27 protein-coding genes and 2 pseudogenes are annotated in these 13,749 nt (G+C 38.9%); all 29 read right to left on the reverse strand.

The features are described from left to right. Window positions 1-296: pseudogene (locus HMPREF9074_RS02070) on the reverse strand (DNA-directed RNA polymerase subunit alpha); the annotation flags it as partial. A 24-nt stretch (window positions 297-320) separates the two neighbouring features. Then, window positions 321-926 (reverse strand): 30S ribosomal protein S4, encoded by a 606-nt coding sequence (rpsD, locus tag HMPREF9074_RS02075; RefSeq protein WP_009391673.1) that lies wholly within the window; start codon window positions 924-926, stop codon window positions 321-323. 94 nt (window positions 927-1,020) lie between these two features. Continuing rightward, window positions 1,021-1,425 carry a 30S ribosomal protein S11 gene (rpsK, locus tag HMPREF9074_RS02080; protein ID WP_009391672.1) on the reverse strand — a complete coding sequence of 135 codons (405 nt, stop codon included), beginning with the start codon at window positions 1,423-1,425 and terminating at the stop codon, window positions 1,021-1,023. A 13-nt stretch (window positions 1,426-1,438) separates the two neighbouring features. Then, on the reverse strand, window positions 1,439-1,813 hold the full coding sequence (gene rpsM, locus HMPREF9074_RS02085) for a 30S ribosomal protein S13 (protein WP_009391666.1): 375 nt from the start codon (window positions 1,811-1,813) through the stop codon (window positions 1,439-1,441). 2 nt (window positions 1,814-1,815) lie between these two features. Beyond that, window positions 1,816-1,932, reverse strand: a complete 117-nt coding sequence (ykgO, locus tag HMPREF9074_RS02090; RefSeq protein WP_002676536.1) for a type B 50S ribosomal protein L36 — start codon at window positions 1,930-1,932, stop codon at window positions 1,816-1,818. 281 nt (window positions 1,933-2,213) lie between these two features. Beyond that, window positions 2,214-2,429, reverse strand: coding sequence for a translation initiation factor IF-1 (infA, locus tag HMPREF9074_RS02095; protein WP_002675066.1), 216 nt, complete (start codon window positions 2,427-2,429; stop codon window positions 2,214-2,216). A gap of 8 nt (window positions 2,430-2,437) precedes the next feature. Then, on the reverse strand, window positions 2,438-3,790 hold the full coding sequence (gene secY / locus HMPREF9074_RS02100) for a preprotein translocase subunit SecY (protein WP_009391664.1): 1,353 nt from the start codon (window positions 3,788-3,790) through the stop codon (window positions 2,438-2,440). 10 nt (window positions 3,791-3,800) lie between these two features. Then, window positions 3,801-4,253: a 50S ribosomal protein L15 gene (gene rplO, locus HMPREF9074_RS02105; protein WP_009391663.1), complete on the reverse strand. Its 453-nt coding sequence runs from the start codon at window positions 4,251-4,253 to the stop codon at window positions 3,801-3,803. 17 nt (window positions 4,254-4,270) lie between these two features. Then, window positions 4,271-4,453 (reverse strand): 50S ribosomal protein L30, encoded by a 183-nt coding sequence (rpmD, locus tag HMPREF9074_RS02110; protein ID WP_009391662.1) that lies wholly within the window; start codon window positions 4,451-4,453, stop codon window positions 4,271-4,273. Window positions 4,454-4,464: 11 nt separating this feature from the next. Next, entirely contained in the window at window positions 4,465-4,989 is a 525-nt protein-coding gene (rpsE, locus tag HMPREF9074_RS02115) for a 30S ribosomal protein S5 (RefSeq protein ID WP_009391661.1), read from the reverse strand. Between the two features lie 6 nt (window positions 4,990-4,995). Continuing rightward, window positions 4,996-5,352, reverse strand: coding sequence for a 50S ribosomal protein L18 (rplR, locus tag HMPREF9074_RS02120; RefSeq protein WP_009391660.1), 357 nt, complete (start codon window positions 5,350-5,352; stop codon window positions 4,996-4,998). An 11-nt stretch (window positions 5,353-5,363) separates the two neighbouring features. Beyond that, on the reverse strand, window positions 5,364-5,906 hold the full coding sequence (rplF, locus tag HMPREF9074_RS02125) for a 50S ribosomal protein L6 (RefSeq protein ID WP_009391659.1): 543 nt from the start codon (window positions 5,904-5,906) through the stop codon (window positions 5,364-5,366). 26 nt (window positions 5,907-5,932) lie between these two features. Next, entirely contained in the window at window positions 5,933-6,331 is a 399-nt protein-coding gene (gene rpsH, locus HMPREF9074_RS02130; protein WP_009391658.1) for a 30S ribosomal protein S8, read from the reverse strand. A 19-nt stretch (window positions 6,332-6,350) separates the two neighbouring features. Next, window positions 6,351-6,620 (reverse strand): 30S ribosomal protein S14, encoded by a 270-nt coding sequence (gene rpsN, locus HMPREF9074_RS02135; RefSeq protein WP_009391657.1) that lies wholly within the window; start codon window positions 6,618-6,620, stop codon window positions 6,351-6,353. A 4-nt stretch (window positions 6,621-6,624) separates the two neighbouring features. Continuing rightward, a complete protein-coding gene (gene rplE / locus HMPREF9074_RS02140; RefSeq protein ID WP_009391656.1) occupies window positions 6,625-7,176 on the reverse strand; it encodes a 50S ribosomal protein L5 in 552 nt (183 codons plus the stop codon). Between the two features lies 1 nt (window position 7,177). Continuing rightward, window positions 7,178-7,489, reverse strand: coding sequence for a 50S ribosomal protein L24 (rplX, locus tag HMPREF9074_RS02145; protein WP_009391655.1), 312 nt, complete (start codon window positions 7,487-7,489; stop codon window positions 7,178-7,180). 18 nt (window positions 7,490-7,507) lie between these two features. Next, a complete protein-coding gene (gene rplN / locus HMPREF9074_RS02150; RefSeq protein WP_009391654.1) occupies window positions 7,508-7,876 on the reverse strand; it encodes a 50S ribosomal protein L14 in 369 nt (122 codons plus the stop codon). A 2-nt stretch (window positions 7,877-7,878) separates the two neighbouring features. Further along, window positions 7,879-8,136: a 30S ribosomal protein S17 gene (rpsQ, locus tag HMPREF9074_RS02155; protein ID WP_002675041.1), complete on the reverse strand. Its 258-nt coding sequence runs from the start codon at window positions 8,134-8,136 to the stop codon at window positions 7,879-7,881. Between the two features lie 14 nt (window positions 8,137-8,150). Further along, complete coding sequence (rpmC, locus tag HMPREF9074_RS02160; protein WP_009391652.1) at window positions 8,151-8,342, reverse strand: 50S ribosomal protein L29; 192 nt, start codon at window positions 8,340-8,342, stop codon at window positions 8,151-8,153. A gap of 10 nt (window positions 8,343-8,352) precedes the next feature. Next, the gene (rplP, locus tag HMPREF9074_RS02165) at window positions 8,353-8,772 is read right to left on the reverse strand and encodes a 50S ribosomal protein L16 (protein ID WP_009391651.1); all 420 of its coding nucleotides are present in this window, start codon (window positions 8,770-8,772) and stop codon (window positions 8,353-8,355) included. A 20-nt stretch (window positions 8,773-8,792) separates the two neighbouring features. Further along, window positions 8,793-9,533, reverse strand: coding sequence for a 30S ribosomal protein S3 (gene rpsC / locus HMPREF9074_RS02170; RefSeq protein ID WP_009391649.1), 741 nt, complete (start codon window positions 9,531-9,533; stop codon window positions 8,793-8,795). Between the two features lie 8 nt (window positions 9,534-9,541). Continuing rightward, window positions 9,542-9,952, reverse strand: a complete 411-nt coding sequence (gene rplV / locus HMPREF9074_RS02175) for a 50S ribosomal protein L22 (protein WP_009391648.1) — start codon at window positions 9,950-9,952, stop codon at window positions 9,542-9,544. A 9-nt stretch (window positions 9,953-9,961) separates the two neighbouring features. Beyond that, window positions 9,962-10,240 carry a 30S ribosomal protein S19 gene (rpsS, locus tag HMPREF9074_RS02180; RefSeq protein WP_009391647.1) on the reverse strand — a complete coding sequence of 93 codons (279 nt, stop codon included), beginning with the start codon at window positions 10,238-10,240 and terminating at the stop codon, window positions 9,962-9,964. 11 nt (window positions 10,241-10,251) lie between these two features. Further along, window positions 10,252-11,079: a 50S ribosomal protein L2 gene (rplB, locus tag HMPREF9074_RS02185; RefSeq protein WP_009391646.1), complete on the reverse strand. Its 828-nt coding sequence runs from the start codon at window positions 11,077-11,079 to the stop codon at window positions 10,252-10,254. A gap of 21 nt (window positions 11,080-11,100) precedes the next feature. Further along, on the reverse strand, window positions 11,101-11,388 hold the full coding sequence (gene rplW / locus HMPREF9074_RS02190; protein ID WP_009391645.1) for a 50S ribosomal protein L23: 288 nt from the start codon (window positions 11,386-11,388) through the stop codon (window positions 11,101-11,103). Window positions 11,389-11,397: 9 nt separating this feature from the next. Then, a complete protein-coding gene (rplD, locus tag HMPREF9074_RS02195; RefSeq protein WP_009391644.1) occupies window positions 11,398-12,027 on the reverse strand; it encodes a 50S ribosomal protein L4 in 630 nt (209 codons plus the stop codon). After that, complete coding sequence (rplC, locus tag HMPREF9074_RS02200; RefSeq protein ID WP_009391643.1) at window positions 12,027-12,644, reverse strand: 50S ribosomal protein L3; 618 nt, start codon at window positions 12,642-12,644, stop codon at window positions 12,027-12,029. Before rplC ends, rplD begins: the two co-directional genes overlap by 1 nt. Before the next feature lie 183 nt (window positions 12,645-12,827). Then, on the reverse strand, window positions 12,828-13,139 hold the full coding sequence (gene rpsJ / locus HMPREF9074_RS02205; RefSeq protein WP_009391642.1) for a 30S ribosomal protein S10: 312 nt from the start codon (window positions 13,137-13,139) through the stop codon (window positions 12,828-12,830). 12 nt (window positions 13,140-13,151) lie between these two features. Further along, window positions 13,152-13,749, reverse strand: a pseudogene (gene fusA / locus HMPREF9074_RS02210) (elongation factor G); the annotation flags it as partial.

Here is a 13,749-nt window from a genome sequence, read left to right on the forward strand (position 1 = left end):
GTTTCTTCTTCTACATCTTCCACTTGACGTTTGAAACGCACTTGTTTCAAGTTCAGAATGATTTCAGTAACATCTTCCCTGACACCTGATATAGTAGAAAATTCGTGTTCTACTTTATCAAATTTCACAGAAGTAATAGCGAAACCTTCTAATGAAGAAAGCATCACCCTGCGTAATGCGTTACCAATAGTTAAACCATATCCGGGTTCCAAAGGGCGAAACTCAAATCGCCCCTCGAAATCCGATGATTCAATCATTATAACTTTATCTGGTTTTTGAAAGTTAAATAATGCCATAATTTGACTGCTGTCTTTTATTTATTATTTAGAGTACAACTCTACGATTAACTGTTCTTTAATATTTTCAGGAATCTGAATTCTTTGTGGTACGGCTACAAAAGTACCTTCTAATTTTTCTGGGTTCCAAGTAAGCCATTCGTATACTTTACTTGATGCAGCCAATGAATTCTCAATTACTGTTAAAGATTTTGATTTTTCGCGTACGCCTACTACATCCCCTGGTTTAAGTAAATATGACGGAATATTTACAATCTCTCCGTTTAGGGTTATATGTCTGTGCGATACCAACTGGCGTGCCGCGCTACGAGTAGGAGCGATACCCATACGATATACTACGTTATCAAGGCGTGATTCGCATAGTTGCAAAAGCACTTCACCTGTTACGTGTCTACTCCTCTTCGCTTTTTCATATAAGTTATGGAATTGTTTTTCAAGGATTCCATAAGTATATTTTGCTTTTTGCTTTTCTTGAAGCTGGATAGCATATTCTGAGCGTTTTGCTCTGCGGCGTGCTACACCGTGCTGTCCAGGAGGATAATTTTTCCTTTCAAAAGATTTATCTTCTTTAAAGATAGCTTCGCCAAATTTACGAGCTATTTTTGTCTTTGGTCCTGTATATCTTGCCATTTTTTATTATTTAACTGAAAGGTGATTATGAATTAAGGCATTCCTTCGATAATTAATAACCTTTCTTTGTTTGTTATTAGTGTTAAAAACGAAATTATACTCTACGTTTCTTTGGTGGGCGGCATCCGTTGTGTGGAAGCGGAGTAACATCTATAATTTCTGTTACTTCTATACCTGCATTGTGAATAGTTCTGATAGCAGATTCTCTACCATTACCAGGTCCTTTCACGTATACTTTTACTTTCTTAAGACCCGCATCGAAAGCTACTTTTGCAGCATCTTCTGCTGCTACTTGGGCTGCATAAGGCGTGTTCTTCTTTGAGCCTCTAAAGCCCATTTTACCAGCTGATGACCAAGCGATAACGTCTCCTTTCTTATTTGTAAGAGAAACAATCACATTGTTAAAAGTAGCTGAAACGTGTGCCTCGCCTACTGTCTCTACGATTACTTTTCTCTTCTTAGAGACCTTTGCATTTTGTTTTGCATTTTGTTTTGCCATACTTAACTACTTATTATTTAGTTGCTTTTTTCTTATTAGCCACAGTTTTCCTTTTACCTTTCCTTGTGCGAGAGTTATTCTTTGTTTTCTGTCCACGTAGTGGCAAACCATTACGGTGGCGAATACCACGGTAGCAACCAATATCCATCAAACGTTTGATGTTTAGTTGTACTTCCGAGCGCAACTCTCCCTCAATTTTATAAGACGCAACTACCTCGCGAATACGACTGATTTCGTCATCATTCCACTCGCTTACTTTAGTGTCTTCGTTTACTTGAGCTCTGCCTAAAATTTCTTTAGCTCTACTCTTTCCGATACCAAAAATGTAGGTTAAACCAATAACCCCTCTCTTGTTTTTTGGTAAGTCAATACCTGCAATTCGTGCCATAATTATCCTTGTCGTTGTTTAAATTTAGGATTTTTTTTATTAATTACGTACAATCGTCCTTTTCTGCGTACTATAATGCACTCAGAACTTCTTTTTTTAATTGATGCTCTAACTTTCATTTCGTTTTGTTTATATCAATATGAGTGTGCAAAACTACGATTTTTTTTTGTAATAGCGATATTTTTCACTATAAAAAATACAATCAATTAGTTAGGCACATTCTTCCCTAAAGGTGTTTTATCCTAATTAATATTCTGATTATCAGATAATTCACCCTTAAAAAAGGTCGCAAATAAAAATTCTATTTTATGATTATAATTCCTCACAGATTTTAGCTTTTACTTAAAATCTGTGAGAAATTAATCATCAAAATCATTGAAGAATTCTCTTAATTAATACCTTAGTAACGGTAAGTGATACGTGCTTTACTTAAGTCGTACGGACTCATCTCCAGCTTCACTTTATCTCCCGGTAGTAGTTTGATGTAGTGCATACGCATTTTTCCTGAGATGTGTGCTATCACTACGTGCCCATTATCTAGTTCTACTCTGAACATCGCATTCGAAAGGGCTTCTACAATGGTTCCGTCTTGTTCTATTGCTGCTTGTTTAGCCATATAATTAATTAAGATACTACTTTTCTGTTTTTACCTGTTTTCATCAAACCGTCATAATGGCGATTTAGCAGATATGAGTTTACTTGTTGCATTGTATCAATCGCAACCCCTACCAAGATAAGCAATGAGGTACCTCCGTAGAATAACGCCCATTTATCTTGCATACCAATAATCTTAAGCAGTGAAGGGAAAATAGCCACCAAAGCGATACAAATTGAACCAGGCAAGGTGATAAGCGACATTATTTTGTCGAGATAATCTCCTGTTTCTTTTCCTGGGCGTATCCCTGGTATAAAGCCTCCACTTCTCTTCAGATCATCAGCCATCTTATTAGTAGGTACTGTTATCGCAGTATAAAAATACGTAAAAAGTATAATCATAGCTGCAAATAGCAGGTTATACCAAAATCCGAATATATCAGAAAAGGCTGCTTGAACACTTTTTGCAAATTCCGACTGCGATAGTCCGGCTACTGTTGCAGGGATAAACATCAATGCTTGCGCAAAGATAATAGGCATAACCCCTGCCGCATTCAGTTTCAAAGGTATATATTGGCGTGCTCCAAAGATATTCTTCTCTACAGCAGCACTACCTCCATCAGCAGTTCTTCGTGCGTATTGCACTGGTATTTGTCGTACTGCTTTGATAAGAAATATACAAAGCAATATAATTACAAACCAAAGAATTACTTCTATTAGGATAAGCATTAGTCCTCCGTTTGAAGCTGTCAATCGCGAAGCAACTTCTGAAGCAAATGCTTGTGGCAAACGTGCTATGATACCTACCATAATGAGTAGTGATATACCATTGCCAATTCCTTTGTCAGTGATTTTCTCACCTAACCACATTGCAAAAATAGTACCTGTTACTAATATAGTTACCGCTGGTATGATAAAGTTGAGACCTTTGCCAAGCAAGAATGCCGAATCTGGCACCCCTAAGCGGTTGATACCGTATAAATAAACAGGTGCTTGCACAATACATATTGCAATCGTAAGCCATCGAGTGATTTGGTTTATCTTTCTTCGCCCACTCTCGCCCTCTTTCTGTAGCTTTTGAAGGTAAGGAATAGCAATACCCATCAATTGCACTACGATAGAAGCCGAGATGTAAGGCATAATCCCAAGTGCAAATACCGAAGCATTAGAAAACGCCCCACCTGTAAAGGCATTCAAGATGTCAAGTAGCCCACCCCCTGAGGTTCTGTTTGCTAGCTCGTGTAACTGAGCTGAGTCAATTCCTGGGAGTACTATATGAGCCCCAAAACGATAAACTAACAGGATTCCGAGGGTTAAAATAATTCTATTTTTTAACTCCTCTATTTTCCAAATGTTGGTCAGATTCTCGATAAACTTCTTCATAAATTAGATTTTACAAGGTTACGGCTTCCCCGCCTACGGCTTCAATGGCTGCTTTGGCGCCAGCTGTAAACTTATGAACAGATATTTTTAGTTTGGCTTTTAGCTCACCACCACCTAAGATTTTCACTAAGTCGTTTCTCTTTACGATGTGTAGCTGAACTAAGGTTTCTACATCTACCTTATCCGCAATTCTTCCAGCATCTACTAATTCTTGTAGTTTTGAAAGATTGATACCTACGTATTCTTTGCGGTTAAAGTTCTTGAAACCGAATTTTGGTACGCGTCTTTGCAAAGGCATTTGTCCACCCTCAAAACCAATCTTATGTGAAAAGCCTGAGCGTGATTTAGCACCTTTATGACCACGGGTAGAGGTTCCTCCTTTTCCTGAACCTTGTCCGCGACCTACGCGCTTCCCTTCTCTGTGTACTGAACCCTCAGCGGGTTGTAAATTACTCAAGTTCATAACTTTGTACAAAAATATTATTTAACTTCTTCTACAGAAATTAAGTGTTTTACTTTATTTATCATTCCAAGAATGGACGGGGTAGCCTCGTGCTCAGCTGTAAAGCCGATGCGTTTTAGCCCTAATGCCTCCAAAGTAAGTTTTTGGGTTTTAGGACGTTTGATGCTACTCTTAATTTGTGTTACTCTGATTTTTGCCATTGCTACAAATATTAACCTTTAAACAATTTTTCTAAAGAAATTCCTCGTTGTTCTGCAACTGTTTTTGCACTACGCAATTGCAACAAAGCATCAAAAGTAGCCTTTACCACGTTGTGAGGGTTTGAAGAACCTTGCGATTTTGATAGTACGTTATGGATACCTACTGACTCCAATACGGCACGTACTGTACCACCAGCTATTACTCCAGTACCTTCTGTAGCAGGTTGCAAGAAAACACGAGCACCACCAAACTTACCTTTTTGTTCGTGAGGCAAAGTAGTGCCGTTTAGCGGAATGCGTACAAGGTTTTTCTTTGCGTCTTCTACAGCTTTTGCAATAGCTTCCGATACTTCTTTTGATTTTCCTAATCCGTGTCCTACTACACCGTTTTCATCACCTACTACTACGATAGCAGAGAATCCAAAAGCGCGGCCACCCTTCGTTACTTTGGTAACGCGTTGTACCCCTACCAAGCGGTCTTTTAGTTCCAAACCGCTTGGTTTCACATATTCTACATTTTTATATTTCTGATACATAGTTTATTAGAATTTTAGTCCGCCTTCTCTAGCACCTTCTGCTAATGATTTTACACGTCCGTGGTAGAGGTAGCCCCCTCTATCAAATGATACTTTTTCAATACCTTGCTTGAGGGCTTTCTCAGCAATAGCCTTACCCACCATAGCAGCTTTTTCAATTTTCGTACCGCTTACAGCACTTAATTCTTTATCGCGTGACGATGCCGCTAATAGGGTAGTCCCTTTGGTATCATCTATGATTTGTACATAGATCTCATTATTGCTCCTGAAAACAGCCAAACGAGGTTGCTCTGCAGTTCCTCTGACTACTTTCCTGATTCTGCTCTTGATACGTTGTCTTCTTTGTATTTTTGATAATGCCATAGTTCTAACTATTAAGCTGATTTACCTGCTTTTCTTCTCAATACTTCTCCTACGAACTTCACACCTTTACCTTTGTAAGGTTCTGGTTTACGGAAACTGCGTATTTTAGCAGCTACCTGTCCTAAGAGTTGTTTGTCGTGAGAAGTTAATTTAATGATAGGGTTCTTACCTTTCTCGTTCACTGTCTCAAGTTTAATTTCTTGAGGCAATTCGAGAAGTATATTGTGCGAAAAACCTAAAGCCAAATCTAATTTCTGACCTTGGTTGGTAGCACGATACCCTACCCCGACTAACTCTAATTCTTTAGTGAAACCCTCTGATACACCTACCACCATATTGTGTACTAAGGCACGGTATAAACCGTGCTTAGCATTTTGTTCCTTGGTGTTATCAGTGGGTTCAAACACTAAATGTCCATCCTCTTGCTTTACAGCAATGTCTTTAACCTCTTGGGTTAATTCGCCTAATTTCCCTTTTACAGTCACTACGCTATCTTTTATAGTAACGGTAACTCCTGCAGGAATATTGATGGGTGCTTTACCTATTCTTGACATTGTTTATTGTCTTTTTTTAAAATTGATTAGTAAACGTAACAAATCACCTCACCACCTATGTTTAGCTCTCTCGCTTTTTTGCCAGTCATCACTCCTTGCGAAGTAGAGATGATAGCTATGCCTAAGCCGTTCAACACACGGGGTAGGTTATCAGCGCCTGCGTACTTTCTAAGTCCTGGGCGGCTGGCTCTTTCTATATGCCTAATAATGGGCTCTTTAGTAACTTTATCGTATTTCAAAGCTATTTTGATAGTACCTTGTACAGTACCTTCTTCAAATTTATAGCTCAAAATAAAACCCTGATCAAAAAGAATTTTAGTAATTTCTTTTTTAAGTTTTGAAGCAGGTATTTCTACTATTCTATGCCTTGCATTATTAGCATTTCTAATTCTTGTTAAATAATCTGCGATAGGATCTGTGTACATAATTTTGTCCTTTTAATTATTACCAACTTGCTTTTTTAACGCCAGGAATTAATCCTTTATTAGCCATTTCGCGGAATAAGACACGTGAAATTCCAAAAGTGCGCATATATCCTTTAGGTCGTCCTGTTAGTTTGCAACGATTGTGCAAACGTACAGGCGATGCATTCTTAGGAAGAAGCTGAAGGGCGTCATAGTCACCAGCTTCTTTTAGTGCTTTACGTTTAGCAGCATATTTTGCTACTAACTTTTGTCTTTTCACCTCGCGGGCTTTCATTGATTCTTTAGCCATATTCTTAGTTCTTTTTAAAAGGTAATCCTAATTCGCTTAATAATGATTTAGCTTCTTTATCGGTATGTGCCGATGTAACAAAGGTAATATCCATCCCTGCTATTTTATTGATTTTGTCAATATCAATTTCAGGGAAAATAATTTGTTCAGTAATTCCCAAATTATAATTACCTCTACCGTCAAAACCAGTAGCTTTAATTCCTTGAAAATCTCTTACTCGTGGAAGGGCAGTAGTGATAAGACGGTCTAAGAACTCATACATTCTTTCGCCACGCAAAGTCACTTTAGCGCCTATTGCCATACCTTTACGTAGTTTAAATGATGCTACGTCTTTTTTAGAGTAAGTGGCAATTGCTTTCTGTCCTGTGATTTTAGTAAGCTCATCGATAGCATAATCTATTTGCTTTTTATCAGCTACTGCTGAACCTACGCCACGGCTCACGACTATTTTTTCAAGTTTAGGAACCTGCATCACGTTCTTATAGCCAAATTCTTCTTTTAGAGCCGCTATTACACGCTCTCTGTATTCTTGTTTTAATCTAGGTACGTAAGCCATATTATATTACTACATTAGATTTTTTAGAAACTCGCACTTTTTTACCATCTCTCACTTCATAACCTACACGTGTAGTTTCTTTCGTCTTAGGATCTATAAGTGAAAGGTTAGAAATGTGGATATAATCTTCTTTTTTTACGATACCGCCTTGAGGATTTTTAGCGCTTGGTTTAGTGTGTTTAGACACCTCATTTACGCCCTCCACTATAGCTCTGTTTTTCTCACGGTCGATGCGTAACACCTTACCCTGATCGCCTTTGTGGTTACCTGCAATTACTTTTACAGTATCTCCTGTTTTAATTTTTACTTTCATCAAATTACTTTTTAGAAATTAAAGCACTTCTGGTGCTAATGAGACAATCTTCATAAATTGTTTATCACGAAGCTCTCTTGCTACAGGTCCGAATACACGGGTACCTCTCATCTCACCAGCCGCGTTCAGAAGAACGCAAGCATTCTCGTCAAATCGGATATAAGAACCATCGGCACGGCGTACTTCTTTTTTAGTTCTTACTACCACCGCAGTCGATACTTGTCCTTTTTTCACGTTTCCGTTAGGGGTAGCATCTTTCACGGTAACTACAATCTTATCGCCTACTGATGCGTAACGGCGTTTAGTACCACCTAACACACGTATAGTTAGTACTTCTTTCGCCCCAGTATTGTCGGCTACTTTTAATCTTGATTCCTGTTGTACCATAATTACTTAGCTCTTTCAATGATTTCAACTAATCTCCAACATTTGGTTTTACTAAGTGGGCGTGTTTCCATTATGCGCACTGTATCGCCAATATTGCAATCGTTTTTCTCGTCATGCGCTACATATTTCTTTGTGCGCAACACGAACTTACCATACATAGGGTGTTTTACGCGTTTCACTTCTGAAACTACTATTGATTTATCCATCTTGTTGCTTGTAACAACCCCTATTCTTTCTTTTCTTAAATTTCTTTTTTCCATAAGGCAGGTTCGAATTATTGTAATTCACGTTTTGTTAGCTCACTCGCCAATCTCGCAATCGTTCTTCTTACGTTACGTAATTGAATGGGTTTTTCTAATGACGAAATTGCGTGTGCCATTTTCAAATCTGCATACGATTTCTTATACTCACCAAGCTTATCCTGTAGCTCAGTTATTGTCAATTCTTTAATTTCAGACTGTTTCATTGTTCTTTAATTAATTTTGATAATCTCTTGCTACCACGAATTTTGTTTTTACAGGTAGCTTTTGTGCCGCCAATCGTAGCGCTTCTTTTGCTACGTCTAATGGCACACCGCCGACCTCAAACATTATACGTCCTGGTTTTACTACTGCTGCCCAGTACTCTACTGCACCTTTACCTTTACCCATACGTACTTCCAAAGGCTTCTTAGTGATTGGCTTATCTGGGAATATCTTTATCCAAAGCTGTCCCTCACGTTTCATATAACGGGTCGCTGCCACACGGGCTGACTCTATCTGGCGCGATGTAATAAAAGCTGAGTCTAAAGATTTTATACCGAACATACCATTTGAAAGAAGAGCTCCTCTGTGGGCAACTCCTTTCATTCTGCCTTTCTGCTGCTTACGATATTTCGTTCTTTTTGGCTGTAACATCTTTCTTGTTCTTTTTTAAATTACTTTTTCCTACGCGCTTTTTTAGGGGCTCCCGCAGGCTTGTCGTTTGATTTTGACGAAAAATTACCTCCTGAAGTTTTCTTTGTCATTCCTACTAAAGGTGATAATTCTCTTTTACCATAGATTTCGCCTTTCATAATCCACACTTTTATACCCATACGTCCGTAGGTGGTGTGAGCTTCGTCAATAGCGTAATCAATATCTGCTCTAAAAGTTGAAAGAGGAATACGTCCTTCTTTGAAACTTTCTGAACGTGCCATTTCAGCTCCGTTAAGACGACCTGAAATCATTATCTTGATTCCTTCTGCGCTCATTCTCATTGCTGAGGCCATTGCCATCTTAATAGCGCGTTTATAAGACACACGCCCTTCTATTTGGTTAGCGATGCTTGCAGCTACAAGAGCAGCGTCAAGCTCTGGGCGTTTGATTTCAAATATGTTTATCTGAATATCCTTACCAGTGATTTTCTTTAGCTCTTCTTTTAGCTTGTCTACTTCCTGACCACCTTTCCCGATGATGATACCAGGTCTTGCAGTAGTAATAGTAACGGTTACAAGGTTAAAAGTACGCTCGATAATCACGTGAGCCACACTAGCTTTTGATAAACGCGTCTGAACATACTTTCTAATCTTATCATCTTCAGCAAGTTTATCTCCGTAATCATTGCCTCCATACCAGTTAGACTCCCATCCTCTGATAATTCCTAAGCGATTCCCGATTGGATTTGTTTTTTGTCCCATAGTTTATCTTAGCTTTCTGTGTTAAAATTTTTAGCCCCTACCACTACGGTTACGTGGTTTGAGCGTTTTCTAATTCTGTGTGCTCTACCTTGAGGCGCTGGGCGTAGGCGTTTCAATATGGCTCCTCCGTCTACACGGATTTCTTGTACATAAAGTCCTGCTTCTTCCTCGTTAGCATTTTCGTTTTTAGCTCTCCAGTTATGTATAGCTGATAAAAGCAATTTTTCCAAACGTGCTGCTGCCTCTTTTTGGTTGAATTTCAAAATAGCCAAGGCTTTGTCTACTTGTTGTCCACGTACCAAATCTGCTACTAAGCGCATTTTGCGTGGCGAAGTAGGGCAGTTATTCAACTTTGCAAAAGCCAAGCTCTTTTTAGCTTCTTTTATTTCGTCTGCTCTTAATTTTTTTCTAACTCCCATAGCCTTTTATTATTTTTTACCTTTATTTTTTGCACCTGCGTGTCCTCTAAACGAACGCGTTGGCGAAAATTCTCCTAATTTATGTCCCACCATATTCTCTGTGATATATACGGGTACAAACTGACGACCGTTGTGCACTGCAATAGTCTGGCCAACAAAATCAGGAGTAATCATTGAGGCGCGAGACCAAGTTTTAATTACATTTTTCTTGCCTGATTCTATATTTTGTTGGATTTTTTTCTCCAAGCTATAGTGAACGTAGGGTCCTTTTTTTAATGAACGTGCCATTTCTTAGATTCTTATTTTTTTCTGCGTTCTACAATATACTTATTAGATGCCTTGGTCTTAGAACGTGTTCTATAACCCTTAGCTGGGATACCTTTACGTGAGCGTGGGTGTCCACCAGTAGCACGTCCTTCACCACCACCCATTGGGTGATCAACAGGGTTCATAACTACTGCACGTGTTCTTGGTCTGCGTCCTAACCAGCGTGAGCGTCCTGCCTTACCTGATAATACCAACTGATGGTCTGAGTTCGATACTGCACCTATTGTTGCTAAACAAGTAAGCAAAATCATTCTGGTTTCGCCTGATGGTAATTTTACAGTCGCATACCTTCCATCTTTCGCCATTAACTGAGCAAAAGTTCCCGCTGAACGAGCTATGTTAGCTCCTTGTCCGGGTCGCAATTCAATACAAGAAATTACGGTACCTAGTGGAATTTGAGAAAGCGGCATCGCATTACCAATTTCAGGAGCTACATTTTCTTGCCCTGAAACGATTGTTTGGTCAACTTTCAATCCAGCAGGAGCGATAATATATCGTTTCTCTCCGTCGGTGTATTGCACCAAAGCGATAAAGGCTGTTCTGTTTGGGTCATACTCAATCGAAACTACTTTAGCTTCTACACCAAATTTGTTTCTCTTGAAGTCCACAATACGATACTTCTTTTTGTGACCACCACCAATGTAACGCATGGTCATCTTTCCTTGATTGTTTCTACCTCCGGTCTTTTTCAACGGAATGAGCAAGCTCTTTTCCGGCTTATCAGTAGTAATGGTGTCAAATTCGTTTACTACTCTAAAACGCTGACCAGGGGTGATCGGTTTTAATTTTCTAACTGACATTTTTGTCTATTTGTTAAACACTTATATATTACTATAAAAATCTATAGTTCCTTCTTCTAACTGTACTAATGCCTTTTTCACTGCGTTAGTCTTGCCTACTTGTACACCTGTTTTAGTGTAGCGAGTGGCGCGCTTAGGGCCGTAATTAAGGGTACGTACTTCTTTCACTTTAACGCCATAAGTAGCTTCAACCTCATTTTTGATTTGAATTTTGTTAGCGTCCTTAGCTACTTCAAACGTATAGCAGTTTTTTAGTTCGCTGCCTTCGTTTGCTTTTTCTGTATTTACAGGTCTTATTAATACGCTCATTTTTTCTTCTTATTTTGTTAAAATTGACTCTATAACTTCTACTGCACTCTCGGTTAGTACGATGTTGTTAGCATATACTACTTGGTAAGTATTTAGCTCTGAAGCAGTTACTACACTTGAGTTTGCTACGTTGCGAGAGGACAAATATACGTTATTATTTACATTTGGCAACACAAAAAGCGATTTTTTATTTTCTAAGCCCAATGATTTTACTACTGCTGTAAAGTCTTTAGTTTTAGGAGCTTCAAAATTAAAATCTTCAAGAACTACCAATGATTGACTTTGAGCTTTAGCACTAAGAGCTGAGCGGCGTGCCAAACGTTTTACGTTCTTAGTAAGTTTTTGTGTGTAATCTTTTGGACGAGGACCAAATATACGACCTCCACCTACAAACACAGGCGATTTTACACTACCTGCACGTGCTGTACCAGTACCTTTTTGTTTTTTAATCTTTCTTGTACTTCCAGCCACTTCGTTTCTCTCTTTAGCCTTGTGAGTACCTTGGCGCTTGTTAGCTAAATAACGCTTTACGTCTAAATACACCACGTGATTGTTAGGCTCTATTCCGAACACAGCATCAGAAAGGGTTACTTTTCTGCCTGTTTCTTTTCCTTGTATGTTTAATACTGCTACTTCCATTATTTGTGAATAGTTACGTAAGCATTTTTGTGTCCTGGAATACATCCTTTTACTACTAAAAGATTCTTCTCAGCTACCACTTTTAATACTTTCAAGTTTTGTACTGTTACTTTCTCGGCACCCATTCTGCCCGCCATACGCATACCTTTGAATACGCGTGAAGGGTATGATGAAGCACCCACAGAACCCGGAGCTCTTAGTCGGTTGTGCTGACCGTGAGTAGTTTGTCCTACCCCACCGAAACCGTGTCGGCGCACTACCCCTTGAAACCCTTTACCTTTTGAAATACCAGAGACGTCTACAAACTCTCCTTCGGCAAAGAAATCAACGGTGATTGTATCACCCAATTTGTAATTGTCTTCAAATCCTTGGAATTCAATGACCTTCTTCTTTACTGAAGAACCTGCTTTCTTAAAGTGACCAAGCTCTGCTTTGGTAGCACGTTTTTCTGCTTTGTCATCGAAACCTAATTGAAGCGCATCATAGCCATCCACCTCTTTGGTTCTGACTTGGGTAACTACGCAAGGACCTGCTTCTATGATGGTACAAGGTATATTCTTACCGTTCTCATCAAATATGCTGGTCATGCCAATTTTTTTTCCAATTAACCCAGACATAAAATTAAATATTTGTTATTAAGTTATTACATTTTAATTTGATAATTAGCCCTCCCAAGGCTTGCTAATCACCAAAATAGTTCAGGGTCAAAAAATGCCCTAGGCTTTTTAACCCTGAATCATTTTTATCCGTTTTTCCCTAACCCACAGTTTCGGGACATTTTAATTTTGCTAAAGCGTCTATCACACTTTTATCACGATATCTACACCACTTGGCAATTCCAATTTCATCAAAGCATCTACTGTTTTTGATGAAGCACTGTAAATTTCGAGAAGACGTTTGTGAGAGCTCAATTGAAACTGCTCACGCGCTTTCTTATTTACGTGTGGCGAACGCAATACAGTAAATATCTTTTTATGAGTTGGTAGTGGAATAGGCCCTACTACCACAGCTCCAGCAGCTTTTACTGTCTTTACGATTTTCTCAGCCGATTTATCTACCAAGTTATGATCGTATGATTTTAACTTTATTCTTATTTTCTGTTGATTACTCATTTTATCAATAATTTAGTTGCCTCTGGCGTTTTTAATTACTTCATCTGCTATGTTTGATGGGGTTTCTGCGTAATGAGAGAACTCCATAGTAGAGGTAGCACGTCCTGATGATAGTGTACGCAATGACGTTACGTAGCCAAACATTTCTGATAGTGGCACAAATGCTTTGATTACCTTAGCACCGTTACGGTCGTCCATATTGTTCACTTGTCCACGGCGGCGGTTTAAGTCACCTACTATATCACCCATATTTTCCTCTGGAGTAATAACCTCCAATTTCATAATAGGCTCCATAAGTACGGCTTTCGCTGCACGTGCTGCTTCTTTGTATCCTAACTTAGCAGCTAACTCAAATGAAAGTGAATCAGAGTCTACAGGGTGGAATGAACCATCGATAAGAACTATCTTCATCGCATCCATTTCAAAGCCTGCTAAAGGTCCGCTCTTCATTGCTTCTTTGAAACCTTTTTCTACTGATGGTATATATTCTTTAGGAATGTTACCACCTTTGATTTCGTTCACAAATTCAAGACCCATTTTGCCTTCTTCAGCTGGCTCCATACGGAACACGATATCAGCAAATTTACCACGTCCACCAGTTTGTTTCTTG

This window comes from Capnocytophaga sp. oral taxon 329 str. F0087 (assembly GCF_000213295.2).
In the GTDB taxonomy this organism is placed as follows: Bacteria; Bacteroidota; Bacteroidia; order Flavobacteriales; family Flavobacteriaceae; genus Capnocytophaga; species Capnocytophaga leadbetteri_A.